We start from the raw sequence: 14,843 nt of genomic DNA, 5'->3' as shown, positions 1-14,843 counted from the left end.
ACAATTGCGGGAGTATAACCAGCTTGATTAGCGCCATGCTTCAGAAACTGAGGCGGTGCTCACACTTGACCGTATTGCTGCCCATGGCGCAACCAGCGGTCAAGTAGCGGGCTGACGTGGTCCGGCCAGCGCTCCAGCAAGGCTTGGGCAGCGTCGCGCACGGCGGGCAGCAAGTCGGCGTCACGCATCAGGTCGGCGACTTTGAATTGCAGCAGACCGGTTTGCCGTGTGCCGAGCATTTCACCGGGGCCGCGCAGTTCGAGGTCTTTTTCGGCGATGACAAAACCGTCGTTGGTTTCGCGCATGATGCCCAAGCGCTGACGGCCGATCTGCGACAGCGGCGGATGGTAGAGCAGCACGCAATGGCTGGCTGCACTGCCCCGACCGACACGGCCGCGCAACTGGTGCAGCTGCGCCAGACCCAGGCGCTCGGGGTTTTCGATGATCATCAGGCTGGCGTTGGGCACGTCCACGCCGACTTCGATCACGGTGGTTGCCACCAGCAGTTGCAGGTTGCCGGCCTTGAATTCGGCCATCACGGCGGCTTTTTCCACAGGCTTCATGCGGCCGTGGATCAGCCCGACTTTCAGCTCGCCGAGGGCGGCAGTCAGGTCTTCGTAAGTGGTTTCCGCTGCCTGGCAGGTCAGCTCTTCGGACTCTTCAATCAGCGTGCACACCCAATAGGCCTGACGCCCTTCGGCACACGCGCTGCGCACCCGCTCGATGACTTCGACACGCCGGGTGTCGGTGATCAGCACGGTGTTGACGGGGGTCCGGCCGGGCGGCAATTCGTCGAGGATCGAGGTGTCGAGATCGGCGTAGGCGCTCATCGCCAGCGTACGCGGGATCGGGGTGGCGGTCATGATCAACTGGTGCGGACACATACGTCCGCCGACGCCTTTTTGCCGCAGTGCCAAGCGCTGTTGCACGCCGAAACGATGCTGCTCGTCGATGATCACCAGTGCCAGGTTCTTGAACTGCACTTCGTCCTGGAACAGTGCGTGGGTGCCGACCACCATCGGCGTGCCGCTGGCGATTTGCTCCAGCGCGGCGACGCGGTTCTTGCCCTTGAGCTTGCCGGCCAGCCATGCGACTTCGATACCCAGCGGTTCGAGCCAACGCTTGAAGGTGATGAAGTGCTGCTCGGCGAGGATCTCGGTGGGCGCCATCAATGCGACTTGATAGCCGGCCTCCAAAGCCTGAAGCGCGGCGAGGGCGGCGACCACGGTTTTACCCGCGCCTACGTCACCTTGAATCAACCGCAGCATGGGCTCGTGCTGGCTCAGGTCGTAGGCGATTTCGTTGCCGACCCGATGCTGGGCGCCGGTCGGACTGAAACCGAGGTTGGCCAGGTATTTGGCCGGTAGCCGCGTGGCTTTCGGCATGGCGGGCGCGCGCAGGGAACGCATGCTTTCGCGCAGGCGCTGCTGCGACAGTTGATGGGTCAGCAGTTCCTCGAACGCCAGGCGGTGTTGCGCCCAGTGATGCCCGAGGGCCAGTTCATCGACGTCGGCATCGGCGGGCGGGTTGTGCAGGTAGCGGATCGCGTCGGCCAGTGGCGCCAATTGATAGTCCCGGGCCAGCTCCTTGGGCAGCCAGTCGGGCAGGCTGCTTGGGCCGAGCAGGGTGAGGGTCTGCATGCACAGCTGGCGCAGGCGTTGTTGGGTCAGGCCCTCGGTCAGCGGGTAGACCGGGGTCAGTGTTTCATCCACGGGCGGCGGTTCGTCGCCGGTGATGGCGCGGTATTCCGGGTGGTAGATCTCCAGCCCCGAAGCGCCGGGCCGGGCCTCGCCGTAGCAGCGAACCCGCGTGCCGCGTTTCAGGCCTTCTTTCTGCGCGTTGCTGAAATGGTAGAAGCGCAGGCTGAGCCCACCGGTGCCATCCTGCAGCCGAACCACGAGGCTGCGACGACGGCCCATGACGACATCGGCACCGCTGACGGTGCCTTCGATCACGGCGTCCTGCCCCGGCCGCAAATGGCCGATCGGCACCACGCGAGTGCGATCCTGATAACGCAGCGGCAGATGAAACAGTACGTCCTGGAGGTTCTCCAGGCCGACCTTGGCCAGTTTCTCGGCCATGGCATCGCCGACACCCTTGAGTGCCGTCACCGACACTTGCGACAACTCGCTCATGACCGCTGCTTAGCCCGCAGCGACCTGTGCCGCTGGCTTGGCCACCGAACACAGGCGAATGGAGTCAGCAAGGATTTCAATCGCCTTCGGACGCGGGAAGCTCGCACGCCAGGCAATCGCTACGGTGCGGAACGGCACCGGTGCCGAGAGTGGGCGCACTTCGATCACGCCGGGGGCGTAGTGATGGCTGTCGACTGCCGACAACGGCAGGATCGAGATGCCGAGACCGGACGCGACCATGTGGCGAATGGTTTCCAGGGAGCTGGATTCCACGGTGGTGTGTTTGGCGCCGTCGTGGCCCTTGGCCAGGGTCGGGCAGGCTTCGAGCACCTGATCGCGGAAACAGTGACCTTCGCCGAGCAAAAGCAGGCTCTTGTCGTTGAGCAGGCTGGCGTCGATGGATTCCTTTTGTGTCCACGGGTGTTGGGCTGGCATCAGCACGTAGAACGGTTCGTCGTAGAGCTGCAAGGTCAACACGTCGGCTTCATTGAACGGCAAGGCGATGATGATCGCGTCGAGTTCGCCGTTGCGCAGTTTGTCGCGCAACACGTGGGTAAAGTTTTCTTCGATGTACAACGGCATCTGCGGGGCGACCCGGTGCAGTTGTGGAATCAGATGCGGGAACAGGTACGGGCCGACGGTATAGATTGCGCCGACTTTCAGCGGGGCGGTCAGCTGGTTCTTGCCGGCCTGAGCCAGTTCGCGGATGCCTTGGGCCTGCTCCAGCACTTTTTGCGCCTGGGCCACGATGCCTTCACCGACCGGGGTCAGGCGCACGGCGCTTTTGCTGCGCTCGAAAATCAGCACACCGAGTTCGTCTTCAAGCTTTTTCACGCCCACCGACAGGGTTGGCTGGCTGACGTGGCAACGCTCGGCCGCGTGGCCGAAATGCTGCTCTTGGGCGAGAGTAACGATGTAGCGTAATTCTGTGAGGGTCATAGCAAGCGTCCATGAAGTTGCGGGCCAAGCATAACGGCTGCAATCGATAGACGCACGTTATCAGACGTAGGAGCAAGCTTGCTCGCGAAAAACCTGAGATCACCGTGGGGTGTCAGGCTTCAAGCGTAATAGTTCGCCTTCATTCGCGAGCAAGCTCCTACAGCGGTTCAGCGGTGTTTACCGCCGGCGTTTTTCCAGCGAATAAACAAACGGTGCAACGATTTCGATGGAGCCGTTGGTCAACATGTCGGCCGGCGGCTTGGGCAGCGGTTGGGCGCGACGGATCATTTCCAGGGTGGCCCGGTCCAGATCCGCGGTGCCGGAGGCGCCAACCAGCTCGAACGACAACACATTGCCTTCACCGTCGACCACGAAGCGCAGACGGTTCATGCCTTCCTTGCCCCGTGCCTGTGCACTGGCAGGGTACTTTTTGTACTTCTGCAAGTGTGCCAGCAGCGTGCCTTGCCAGCTGGCCTTGGCCGCCAGTTGAGCGGGCGAAGGGCCTGGAGCAGGCTGAGCGGATTTTTCCGTCGGCGCCTGAGTCTGCTGTGTTTCGGCCGGTTTCTCTTCGGCCGGTTTTTCCTTCGGCGGCTCAGGCTTCTTTTCTACCGGCTTGGGCGGCTGTGGCTTCGGCTTGGGTTTGACGGGCTTGGGCACGGCAATTTCAGCTTTCGGCGCTTCGGCGAGCTTCGGTATCGGCAGTTCTTCAACCGGAGCCGGTGGCTGCGGAGGTGTGACGACTTTCGGCGGTGCTGGCGGTGGCGGGGCAGGAACGGGGGCCAGTTCGACCATCATTGCCTGGGGAGGCAATTCGATGGGCGGGCGGGCGGACCAGTTCAGTGCCAGCGCGATGGCCAGCGCGTGAACGCCCAGCACCACGGCCAGGCTACCGCTGTAACGCGTCAGTTTATGGCGCGTCGTGATCATTTCTTGGCTGCCGTCTCGAGTCCGACCAGACCCACTTTCAGGTAACCGGCGGAGCGCAGGTTATCCATCACGCTCATCAGGTCACCGTAATCCACGCCTTTGTCGGCCTGGAAGAAGATCGTTGTGTCTTTCTTGCCTTGAGTCCTGGCGTCGAGGATGGCGCCGAGTGTTTCGGCCTTCACTTCTTCTTCGCCGAGGAACAGGCGCTGGTCAGCCTTGACGCTGAGGAACACCGGTTTTTCTGGTCGTGGCGCCGGTTTGGCGGTGGACGCAGGCAGGTCGACCTTGATGTCCACGGTGGCCAGCGGGGCCGCCACCATGAAGATGATCAACAGCACCAGCATTACGTCGATAAACGGCGTAACGTTGATTTCGTGGTTTTCGGACAGATCGTCGTCTGCCCCTTCCTTCAAATGCAGGCCCATGGCCGATTACCCCACTTTCACCATGTGCGGTTGCGAGCTGCTGCGCTCAGGCTGGTGGTCGAGGTCACGGCTGACCAGCAGCAGGACCTGCGCCGACGCGTCGGACACCTGGGCTTTGTAACCGGCGATGGAGCGGGCGAAAACGTTGTAGATCACTACGGCGGGAATCGCTGCAACCAGACCCAACGCTGTGGCCAGCAGGGCTTCGGCGATGCCGGGGGCCACGACGGCGAGGTTGGTGGTCTGGGTTTTGGCGATGCCGATGAAGCTGTTCATGATGCCCCACACGGTACCGAACAGGCCGACAAACGGCGCGGTGGAACCGATGGTGGCGAGTACGCCGGTGCCGCTGCTCATGTTGCGACCGCAGGCTGCAACCAGGCGCTCAAGGCGGAAGCTGACGCGTTCCTTGATGCCTTCTTTCTCACGGCTGCTGGCGGACAGGCGCATTTCTTCCAGGGCGTCATGCACCAACAGGTTGGCAAGTGTGCCTTCCTTGGCCGCGGTAGCGCTGGCTTCTTTCAGGGTGGCGGCTTTTTTCAGGTGGACAATTTCGGTGCGCAGGCGACGCTTGGCGCCCATCAGCTCAAGGCCCTTGGCGATCCAGATGGTCCAGGTGATGATCGAAGCGATGGCCAGGCCGATCATCACGATTTTCACGATGATGTCGGCGTTCTGGTACATGCCCCAAGGCGACAGGTCATGAGCCATGCCCAGGGTGTTGTCGGCTTCGAGGACTTCCGGCACGTCTTCACCCAGGGCGTCTGCCGGTACGGCTTGTGCTGGATCGGTCGCGGCGGGGGAGGCGTGATCGGCCGCAATTGGGGCCGAGGCGGCTGCCGGCGTGGCGGGCGCCTGAGCATCAGCGAAAGCGGCGACTGGCGCCAGCATCAGGCTGAGCAACAGGGCGGCCACCGCGCTCCAGGCGCGAGGTCGATTGGTTGGCGAAGCGGAGAAATGATTGCGTGTCATGCTGGGCCGGACCTGAGAGAAAAAAACGGATGATGTTCTTCCAGACCTCGAAAGCCCGAGAACAAAAGTGGGGCTTATTATTGCAAGTAATTCTTGTTAACAAAAGTAATAGAGTATCTTTTTTTCCTGCATTGCTAGCCGCTCGTCTATTGCCGGCGCTAGTCTGTCCGTTTCCTAGGGGAGTTTTCTGATGTCCGCGCCTTCTGTTTTGATCGCCGGTTGCGGTGATGTCGGCAGTCGTCTGGCCACCCAACTGCTGAGTGCAGGGTGGGAAGTTCATGGCCTGCGGCGCGACGTTTCACGCTTGCCCGAGGGGGTCATCGGCGTTGCCGGTGACTTGTTCAACAAGGATTGCCCGGACACCTGGCCAATCGGCGCGGTCGACTACCTGGTGTACTGCGCGGCCGCCACCGATCACGATGAAGCCGGTTATCGTGCGGCCTATGTCCAGGGCCTGGAGCATGTGCTGGAGTGGTTGAACGACTACGGGCAGGTGCCCAATCGCCTGCTGTTCGTGTCCAGCAGCAGTGTCTATGGTCAGCAGGAGGGCGAGTGGGTCGACGAGACTTCACCGGCTGTGGCCAGCAGTTATTCAGGGCGTGTGATGCTCGAAGCCGAGCAGGTCGCCCTTAAAAGCGGTATCCCGTCCAGCATCGTACGTTTGACCGGTATTTATGGTCCGGGCCGCGAATGGCTGCTGACACAGGTGCGACGGGGGTATCGCGTGGTAACCGATCCGCCGTTGTATGCCAACCGTATCCACGCCGACGACGCCGCAGGATTGATGGCGTGCCTGCTGGAGGCGGATCGTCGTGGCGTGGCGCTGGACGATTTCTATATTGGTGTCGACGACACGCCAGCCGCACTGGCGGATGTGGTGGGCTGGTTGCGTGAGTATCTGGGTGTGACGGAATGGGCCGATGACGCCAGCGTGCGTCGTACGGGAAGCAAGCGATGCACCAATGCGCGGGCAAAAGCGTTGGGCTGGACGCCGACGTATCCGAGTTTTCGCGAGGGGTATGCGGCGATTCTTGAGGGGCGTTGCTGATTTCCTGACAACCCGCACATTGTAGGAGCCGGCTTGCTGGCGAAAGCGGCGTACAACCAACATTGATGTTGAATGTTACGACCCTTTCGCCAGCAAGCCGGCTCCTACAGTGGGCTCAATTCAAGCTCGGATCACTGCTTTTCCAGCAACCACTTGCGATCACCCGTCGTGAACGAAGGCATTTCGTCCGCCTGGGCGGTGTTCACCGTCTGGAAAATCTCCAGCGCTTTACCCTTGCGCGCAAAGATCCAGGCATTGCCCTGGCCGTTGAGTTGCAGCCACATGTTGTCGTTGCCGCCGCTCATGGATGCGCAGTCGCCAGCCAGGCACAGCGCATAGCGATCACTGCCCGGCAGGCCGGTCACCTGGCCGTCGGCCTGGAATTGCACCGTGCCGCCTTCACCGGGGCCACTGACAATGGTCCAGCTGCCGCCCATGTAGGCTGAATACAGCGCACGTTCGAAGGTGGCACCCATCGGTGCGCCATCCGGAACCGGGGTCTGTGCGCGGTCGAAGACTTGTTCGGGCTCGTTGTCGCTGGCGGACTGACTCAGTTGTTTGCCGTCACGCTTCAGTTCGCTGGCCGAGCTGCCATAAAAGTCGACTTTCCAGACACCGGACTGTTCACCCAGCAACTGGCCTTCGACTTTTTCAAAACCATTGGTGTAACGGGCCTGGCCGGCCTTGGTGTTGATGTCCCATTCCAGGTTCGGGCCATAGGCCTGGAGCGCTTCACGCAGGGGAACGCCTTTGGATGCAGCGTCGATCGCTACCTGGTTGATCCAGGTACCGCTGATATCACGGTCGGCAGGGTCGCTGGCACATCCGCCCAAAAACAGGGCGAGCAGCGAGAGAGCAAGCGCTTTGCGCATGGGTGGAATCCTTTCAGACTTTCTTTACAGCAGAGCAGTCGGCGCAGCCCTGGGCTGCGCCGTACGCATTACTCGATGACCAGGATGGCATCCATTTCAACCTGCGAACCCTTTGGCAGGGCTGCAACGCCGATGGCGGCGCGGGCTGGGTATGGCTGGTCGAAGTATTTGCCCATGATCTCGTTGACCTTGGCGAAGTGGCTCAGGTCGGTGAGGAAGATGTTCAGTTTGACGATGTCCTTGAACGAACCGCCGGCAGCTTCAGCCACGGCTTTGAGGTTCTCGAACACCTGGACGGTCTGGGCTTCGAAGCCTTCAACCAGTTCCATGGTTTTTGGGTCCAGAGGAATTTGACCCGACATGTAAACGGTGTTGCCAGCCTTGATCGCCTGGGAATAAGTGCCGATGGCGGCCGGGGCTTTGTCGCTGGTGATAACAGTCTTGGTCATGAATAGCTCCTTAAGGGGTGGGTCAAGCGCGCATGCGGGTGATGCGGATCACCCCGGTCAGGGCGCGCAGTTTCTTGATCACGCGGGCCAGGTGCACACGGTCGTGAACGCTGACCACCAGTTGGACCACGCTGATGCGACCATCGCGTTCGTCCATGCTGATTTTCTCGATATTGCCATCGGCGGCGTTGACGCTGCTGGCCAGCAGGGCGATCAGGCCGCGCTGGTGTTCCAGTTCGACGCGCAGTTCGACGTTGAATTCGCCGGTGACATCCTTGGCCCACGAGAGCTGGATGCATTTTTCCGGGTTGTGGCGGATTTCGGTGATGTTACGGCAGTTGTCCAGGTGCACCACCATGCCTTTACCCGCAGACAGGTGACCGACAATCGGGTCGCCCGGGATCGGCGTGCAGCACTTGGCGTAGCTGAGCACCAGGCCTTCGGTGCCACGGATCGCCAGCGGGCCTTCCGGACTTGGCAGCTGTTCGCCTTCGCCCAGCAGGCGGCGGGCGACTACATAGGCCATGCGATTGCCCAGGCCGATGTCTTCGAGCAAATCTTCGATCAACTCCAGACGGTACTCGGCGAGCATCGCCTTGATGCGCTCGGCCGGGATTTTTTCCAGCGAGCTGTCGAAGCCGTTGAGGACCTTGTTCAGCAGGCGTTCGCCCAGGCTGATGGACTCGGAGCGGCGTTGCAGTTTCAGCGCATGGCGGATGTGCGTGCGCGCCTTGCCGGTGACCACGAAGTTGAGCCAGGCCGGGTTAGGCCGGGCGCCCGGGGCGCTGACGATCTCGACCGTGGAGCCGCTTTGCAGCGGTTCGGACAGCGGCGCGAGGCGACGGTTGATCCGGCAGGCGATGCAGCTGTTGCCCACGTCGGTGTGCACCGCGTAGGCGAAGTCGACCGCGGTGGAGCCTTTTGGCAGCTCCATGATCCGGCCCTTGGGCGTGAACACATAGACCTCGTCCGGGAACAGGTCGATCTTCACGCTTTCGATGAATTCCAGCGAATTGCCGGCGCGTTGCTGCATTTCCAGCACGCCTTTGACCCACTGGCGGGCGCGGGCGTGAGTGCCTTTCGGCTGTTCGTCACCGCTGGATTTGTACAGCCAATGAGCGGCGATGCCGTTGTTGGCCATCTCTTCCATTTCGCGGGTGCGGATCTGGATCTCGATCGGAACACCGTGCATGCCGAACAGCGTGGTGTGCAGCGATTGGTAGCCGTTGGCCTTGGGGATCGCGATGTAATCCTTGAAGCGCCCCGGCAACGGCTTGTACAAATTATGTACAGCGCCTAACACGCGGTAGCAGGTGTCGACCTTGTCGACGATGATCCGGAACGCGTAGACGTCCATGATCTCGTTGAAGGCCCGACGCTTGCCGCGCATTTTCTTGTAGATGCCGTAGAGGTGTTTCTGGCGACCGCTGACCTCGCCCTGAATGCCATCGATGGCCAGGCAGTGACTGAGGGATTCTTCGATCTTGTTGACGATTTCCTTGCGGTTGCCCCGGGCGCGTTTGACCGCCTGGTAGATCCGCGCGGAACGCATCGGGTGCATCGCCTTGAAGCCGAGATCTTCGAATTCTATGCGAATGGCGTGCATGCCCAGCCGGTTGGCGATGGGCGCATAGATTTCCAGGGTTTCCTTGGCGATGCGCCGGCGTTTTTCGCCGGACAGCACTTCCAGCGTGCGCATGTTGTGCAGGCGGTCGGCCAGTTTGACCAGGATCACGCGAATGTCGCGCGCCATGGCCATGGCCATTTTCTGGAAGTTTTCGGCTTGCGCCTCGGCCTTGGTCTCGAAGTTCATCTGGGTCAGTTTGCTGACCCCGTCGACCAGTTCGGCCACGGTTTCGCCGAACTGCGCTTGCAGCGCTTCCTTGGCAATACCGGTGTCTTCGATCACGTCATGCAGCATCGCAGCCATCAGGCTCTGATGGTCCATGTGCATGTCGGCAAGAATATTCGCCACCGCAAGAGGGTGCGTGACGTACGCCTCACCGCTACGGCGGCGTTGGCCATCGTGGGCTTGTTCGGCGTAGAAATACGCTCGGCGGACCAGATTGACCTGGTCGTTGCCGAGGTAGGTCGATAAGCGATCGGCGAGGGCGTCTATGCTCGGCATGATGTCTCCTGCCGCAAGCTGTAATCCCGCGCCGTGCTACGTCGACCAGGCATAGGCTTAGACGGCCTCGTTGGACTCGTCCTCGAACGCTGCGAACAGCGGTTCGTCTTCGACGATTTCTGCGTTGGCGATGAACTCGTAGCTCATCAGGCCTTCCGCGATTTCACGCAGGGCTACAACGGTAGGCTTGTCGTTTTCCCACTGGACCAGTGGCTCTTTGCCGCCGGTGGCCAGTTGACGGGCACGCTTGGTAGAGAGCATGACCAGCTCAAAGCGGTTTTCCACGTGTTCTAGGCAGTCTTCAACGGTTACGCGGGCCATGGTATTCCTCGGAGCGAATGCAATATGCGCGCTGCCCGGTTGGGCGAGCGGACTCGACAGTTTAAAAAATCACCAGCGTTTAGGGAAGCGCTGATTTTTTGACCAAGCCCTCCAACGCGCTACAAGTGCCAATGTAAAGCCCCTGCAGCGGTTTTGGGAAGAGCTGTTTAGCCGAGCAATTCAGCCAGCAATTTGCCGAAACGTTGCTGCTGGCGTTTCTGAATCAGCTGATTGGCGCGGAAAATCGCCTTCAAATCGTGCAGCGCATGGGCGAAATCGTCGTTGATGATCAGGTAGTCGTAGTCGACGTAGTGGCTCATTTCGCTGACGGCTTCGCGCATCCGGCCGTCAATGATCTCGTCACTGTCCTGGCCGCGGTTGGTCAGGCGCTGGTGCAAGGCTTCAAGTGACGGCGGCAGAATGAAGATCGAGCGAGCCTGAGGCATCAACTTGCGCACCTGCTCCGCACCTTGCCAGTCGATTTCCAGAATCAGGTCGTGGCCTTGATCCAGGGTCTGCTGCAAGTGGCTTTGCGAGGTGCCGTAGAGGTTGCCGAACACTTCGGCGCGCTCGAGGAAGTCCCCGTGCTCGATCATTTTCACGAACTGTTCGCGTGCGACGAAGTTGTAGTTCACGCCGTCCACTTCGCCCGGGCGCATGGCGCGGGTGGTGTGGGAGACCGAGACGCGGATCTCCGGATTGGCGTCGGTCAGGGCCTTGACCAGGCTGCTCTTGCCCGCACCCGAGGGGGCGGAAATGATGTACAGGGTGCCGGTGCTGTGGGTCATGTCGGGGTTGCCTTACTCAATATTCTGTACTTGTTCGCGCATCTGCTCGATCAACACCTTGAGGTTGACCGCAGCCTGGGTGCTGCGCGGGTCGAAGGCTTTGGAGCCCAGTGTGTTGGCTTCGCGGTTGAGCTCCTGCATCAGGAAGTCCAGGCGCCGCCCGGCCGCGCCACCGGACTTGAGCACCCGGCGAACTTCGATGATGTGAGTGCTCAGGCGATCCAGCTCTTCGGCGACGTCGCTTTTTTGCGCGAGCATGACCATTTCCTGCTCCAGGCGCTGCGGGTCCATTTCGGCCTTCATGTCGGCGAAACGATCGAGCACTTTCTGGCGCTGGGTGGCGAGCATTTGCGGAACGAGTTCGCGCAGGGTCACCACGTCTTCTTCAATGGAAGTCAGGCGTTCGTTGATCAGTCGGGCCAGCTCCGAGCCTTCGCGCTCGCGGCCGGCCTTGAGCTCTTTCAAACCCTGATTGAACAGCGCCAAAGCCTCGGCATTCAAGGCTTGCGGGTCGGTTGCGTCACCCACCAGCACGCCGGGCCAGGCCAGCACTTCGAGCGGGTTCAGCGCTGCCGGGTTCTTGATCAGGCCGGCAATGGTTTCGGCGGCCGCGACCAGTTGCGCGGCGCGCATCTGATCCACTTGCAGCGCTTTGCCGGTGTTTTCTTCAGTGAAGCGCAGGGTGCATTCGAGCTTGCCCCGCGATACGCCTTGGCGCAGGGCTTCACGCACGGCGCCTTCGAGGTCGCGAAAGGACTCCGGCAGGCGCAAGTGCGGTTCCAGGTAGCGGCTGTTGACCGAGCGCAGCTCCCAGCTCAGGGTGCCCTGAACGCCGGCTTTCTCGACGCGGGCGAAGGCGGTCATGCTGTGCACCATGGAGGTACCTCGCAATGCAGATCGGCGCAGAACTGGCGTTCCGGCAATCCGCTATCAATGAATTAAAGCCGACTGGCAGCAAAGGCGCAGGATTGTAGCGCAGTGGCGCCGATGCGCCCAAACACACGGTGTGACAAACGGCTGCAGGTCGTCGGGTGTGGGCTGTTCAGCGCCTTCGCTCGTCAGAGGATTTTTTTAGAAGTGCCCAGGCGTGGCTGGCGGCTCTATAATGCTCCGCAGTTTTCCGTCCCCGTACAGGTATCCCTTATGAAACGTCCAAGTGGTCGCGCTGCCGATCAGCTCCGCTCGATCCGCATTACCCGCAACTACACCAAACACGCCGAGGGTTCTGTGCTGGTCGAGTTCGGTGACACCAAAGTCATCTGCACCGTCAGCGTCGAAAACGGCGTGCCGCGTTTCCTCAAAGGTCAGGGCCAAGGCTGGTTGACCGCCGAGTACGGCATGCTGCCGCGCGCCACCGGCGAGCGTAACCAGCGTGAGGCGAGCCGCGGCAAGCAAGGCGGCCGCACTCTGGAAATCCAGCGCTTGATCGGCCGTTCCCTGCGCGCTGCGTTGGACATGTCCAAACTGGGCGACGTGACCCTGTACGTCGATTGCGATGTGATCCAGGCCGACGGCGGCACGCGTACTGCGTCCATCACCGGCGCCATGGTTGCACTGGTCGACGCCTTGAAAGTGATCAAGAAGCGCGGCGGCCTGAAAGGCGGCGACCCGCTCAAGCAAATGATCGGTGCCGTGTCGGTCGGTATGTATCAGGGTGAGCCAGTGCTCGACCTCGACTACCTGGAAGATTCGGCTGCCGAAACCGACCTGAACGTCGTGATGACCAGCACCGGTGGCTTCATCGAAGTCCAGGGCACCGCCGAAGGCGCTCCGTTCCAGCCGGAAGAGCTGAACGCCATGCTGGAACTGGCGAAGAAAGGCATGAGCGAAATTTTCGATCTGCAAACGGCTGCGCTGGCTGACTGAACGGATTGTTCCATGCAAGGAGGACGTTATGAGTGATGAGCAACTGCCACTCCCCACGCCGAGCCGTGAGGTTCGCCAGTGGGCCATGTTTTGTCACTTGTCCGCCTTGCTGGGGATCTGGATTCCGTTCGGAACGCTGATCGGCCCGCTGATTCTCTGGCAGATGAAGCGCGAGATGGATCCGTTCATTGATGCGCAAGGCAAGGAGGCGCTGAACTTTCAGATCACCGTTGCCATTGCTTCCACCATTTGCTTCCTGCTGATGGTGGTAATTGTCGGGTTCTTCCTGCTGGGTCTGGTGGCGATCGGTGCTTTGGTGCTGACGATTATTGCCGGGGTGAAGGCCAACGAAGGGTTCCCCTATCGGTATCCGTTCACCTGGCGGTTGATCGTAAGCGCTCCATAAACCCCACCGACTTCAAGATCGGTAACGCGCCTAGCTAGGCGATGCCGGCGAGCAGTTCCACGGCAACAGCGCTTCGTAATCTTCAACCGAGGTCGCCAGTGGTAGTCGTTCTAATGTGTGGCGCAGCCACGCATAGGGCTCTTGGTCGTTGGCTTTGGCAGTCTCGACCAGGCTGTAAAGTTGAGCGCTGGCCGTCGCGCCTTTGGGTGTGTCGCTAAACAACCAGTTCTTTCTTCCGATGACGAAGGGCCTGATCGCACGCTCGGCGGGGTTGTTGTCGATCGGCAAATAGCCTTCCTCGGCGTACCGCTCCAGTTTGTTCCAGTTACTCGCCAGATAGCCGATGGCCTTGCCCAAGGCGTTCTGAGACGTAACTTGTGGCTGCGTCTTTTCCATCCAGCTTTTTAACTGAGCCAGCACTGGCAGGCTTCGATCATGACGGCCGGTTTTACGATCGTCGTCGCACGCATCCTTCAGATCACGCTCTACGCCATAGAGTTTGTTGATCAGGTTCAGTGCGATATCAGCGCGTCCCGTCTTGCCTTTCGGCTGCACTTTTTGCGCCTCAATAAACTTGCGCCTTGCGTGCGCCCAGCAGCCCAAACGCTCGACTCCGGCCTGCGCGCCCAACGCGTTATAACCGGCGTAATCATCGGTCATCACATAGCCACGATAGCCATCGAGCAGGCGTGTCGGCACCTCCTGCGCACGGCTGGTGGCGTAGTCAAAAAGGATCACTGGTTTATCTGGCGGGCCGCCGGTTTGCACCCACATCCAGGACTGGCTGCTTGGGTCTCGGTCAGGCTCTTTCAACACCTGTACCCGTGTTTCATCGCAGTGGATAACACGGCTGCCCAGTAGGCTCTCGCGCATTAAATTCAGCAGCGGTTGGAAGTGTTCACCGCACTGGATAACCCAGCGTGCCAACGTCTGGCGCGGGATATCGACGCCATGGCGGCCCAAGACTTTTTCGAAACGGTGAAGCGGTAGTCCATCGACGTACTTGGTGGTCAGCAGCATCGCCAGAACACTTGGGCTGGCCATGCTTTTTTCAATCAGTTGAGCCGGCTTGTCAGCAGTGACCGGCGCCATCTCGCAGTCGCGGCAACCGTAAACTTTCCGAACGTGTCTGATCACACGGATCTGCATCGGCACGATTTCAAGCTGCTCGCTGACTTCTTCGCCAATCGTGTGTTTGCGGCAGCCGCAGACGCACGTCAGTTCATGTTCGGGAAGTTCGTGGATGATCTCGATGCGCGGGAGATCGGCGGGCAGAGGCTTGCGTTTGCCGCGGCGCTTGGTCGGGGCAACGACCTCTTCATCTGAGATTTCGTCCACAGGCTCAACGACGCTTTCTACTTCATTGAAGAGGGCCAGTTGCGGCGTTTCCGCATCAGCTGTTTGCTCGGACTTACGTCCGAACAGACGCTGAAGCAGGAGGGCATTCTGTTCTTCTAGCCGAACAATTTTTCCCTTATCCAACTGACGCTCGTCAAGCATCTGCCCAAGCATTTTCTTGAGCAGAACGGGATCATCTGGAAGATTTTCGGGCAAGGAATTCATGCCC

General features: G+C 60.6%; 15 protein-coding genes. 3 read left to right on the top strand and 12 right to left on the bottom strand.

Translation table 11 applies throughout. The features are described from left to right. Positions 1-59: 59 nt before the first annotated feature. The 5 genes from recG to exbB form a co-directional block, all read right to left on the bottom strand. Entirely contained in the window at positions 60-2,135 is a 2,076-nt protein-coding gene (gene recG, locus CKW19_RS09500) for an ATP-dependent DNA helicase RecG (RefSeq protein ID WP_095057665.1), read from the bottom strand. A 9-nt stretch (positions 2,136-2,144) separates the two neighbouring features. Continuing rightward, positions 2,145-3,074 (bottom strand): hydrogen peroxide-inducible genes activator, encoded by a 930-nt coding sequence (locus tag CKW19_RS09495; protein WP_095057664.1) that lies wholly within the window; start codon positions 3,072-3,074, stop codon positions 2,145-2,147. A 177-nt stretch (positions 3,075-3,251) separates the two neighbouring features. After that, entirely contained in the window at positions 3,252-4,001 is a 750-nt protein-coding gene (locus CKW19_RS09490; RefSeq protein WP_053163899.1) for an energy transducer TonB, read from the bottom strand. Continuing rightward, positions 3,998-4,426 (bottom strand): TonB system transport protein ExbD, encoded by a 429-nt coding sequence (gene exbD, locus CKW19_RS09485; RefSeq protein WP_095057663.1) that lies wholly within the window; start codon positions 4,424-4,426, stop codon positions 3,998-4,000. Before exbD ends, CKW19_RS09490 begins: the two co-directional genes overlap by 4 nt. Positions 4,427-4,432: 6 nt before the next feature. Beyond that, positions 4,433-5,398: a tonB-system energizer ExbB gene (exbB, locus tag CKW19_RS09480; RefSeq protein ID WP_095057662.1), complete on the bottom strand. Its 966-nt coding sequence runs from the start codon at positions 5,396-5,398 to the stop codon at positions 4,433-4,435. Positions 5,399-5,588: 190 nt separating this feature from the next. Between exbB and CKW19_RS09475 the strand changes: the two genes are divergently transcribed. Continuing rightward, positions 5,589-6,446: an SDR family oxidoreductase gene (locus CKW19_RS09475; protein WP_095057661.1), complete on the top strand. Its 858-nt coding sequence runs from the start codon at positions 5,589-5,591 to the stop codon at positions 6,444-6,446. Positions 6,447-6,577: 131 nt separating this feature from the next. Here the strand turns inward: CKW19_RS09475 and CKW19_RS09470 are convergent, their stop codons facing one another. From CKW19_RS09470 to CKW19_RS09445, 6 genes are all read right to left on the bottom strand, one after another. Continuing rightward, positions 6,578-7,318, bottom strand: a complete 741-nt coding sequence (locus CKW19_RS09470; protein WP_095057660.1) for a hypothetical protein — start codon at positions 7,316-7,318, stop codon at positions 6,578-6,580. A gap of 68 nt (positions 7,319-7,386) precedes the next feature. Then, entirely contained in the window at positions 7,387-7,767 is a 381-nt protein-coding gene (locus tag CKW19_RS09465) for a RidA family protein (RefSeq protein WP_003229509.1), read from the bottom strand. 22 nt (positions 7,768-7,789) lie between these two features. Next, complete coding sequence (gene spoT, locus CKW19_RS09460; protein WP_095057659.1) at positions 7,790-9,895, bottom strand: bifunctional GTP diphosphokinase/guanosine-3',5'-bis pyrophosphate 3'-pyrophosphohydrolase; 2,106 nt, start codon at positions 9,893-9,895, stop codon at positions 7,790-7,792. Between the two features lie 57 nt (positions 9,896-9,952). Further along, positions 9,953-10,216 (bottom strand): DNA-directed RNA polymerase subunit omega, encoded by a 264-nt coding sequence (rpoZ, locus tag CKW19_RS09455; RefSeq protein WP_003177259.1) that lies wholly within the window; start codon positions 10,214-10,216, stop codon positions 9,953-9,955. 167 nt (positions 10,217-10,383) lie between these two features. Beyond that, complete coding sequence (gene gmk, locus CKW19_RS09450; protein WP_095057658.1) at positions 10,384-11,004, bottom strand: guanylate kinase; 621 nt, start codon at positions 11,002-11,004, stop codon at positions 10,384-10,386. A gap of 12 nt (positions 11,005-11,016) precedes the next feature. After that, the gene (locus CKW19_RS09445) at positions 11,017-11,880 is read right to left on the bottom strand and encodes a YicC/YloC family endoribonuclease (protein WP_095057657.1); all 864 of its coding nucleotides are present in this window, start codon (positions 11,878-11,880) and stop codon (positions 11,017-11,019) included. 267 nt (positions 11,881-12,147) lie between these two features. Between CKW19_RS09445 and rph the strand changes: the two genes are divergently transcribed. Both rph and CKW19_RS09435 read left to right on the top strand, forming a co-directional pair. Beyond that, positions 12,148-12,870, top strand: coding sequence for a ribonuclease PH (gene rph, locus CKW19_RS09440; RefSeq protein ID WP_095057656.1), 723 nt, complete (start codon positions 12,148-12,150; stop codon positions 12,868-12,870). A 28-nt stretch (positions 12,871-12,898) separates the two neighbouring features. Then, positions 12,899-13,276: a DUF4870 domain-containing protein gene (locus CKW19_RS09435; protein ID WP_095057655.1), complete on the top strand. Its 378-nt coding sequence runs from the start codon at positions 12,899-12,901 to the stop codon at positions 13,274-13,276. Positions 13,277-13,306: 30 nt separating this feature from the next. On the opposite strand, the gene CKW19_RS09430 is transcribed toward CKW19_RS09435, so the two are convergent. After that, complete coding sequence (locus CKW19_RS09430) at positions 13,307-14,839, bottom strand: IS66 family transposase (RefSeq protein ID WP_095057654.1); 1,533 nt, start codon at positions 14,837-14,839, stop codon at positions 13,307-13,309. Positions 14,840-14,843: the final 4 nt, after the last annotated feature.

The organism is Pseudomonas sp. Irchel s3f7 (genome assembly GCF_900187615.1).
Taxonomy (GTDB): domain Bacteria; phylum Pseudomonadota; class Gammaproteobacteria; order Pseudomonadales; family Pseudomonadaceae; genus Aquipseudomonas.
The sequence above is the reverse complement of the archived record's forward strand: the minus strand, read 5'-3'. Positions and strand labels throughout refer to the sequence as shown.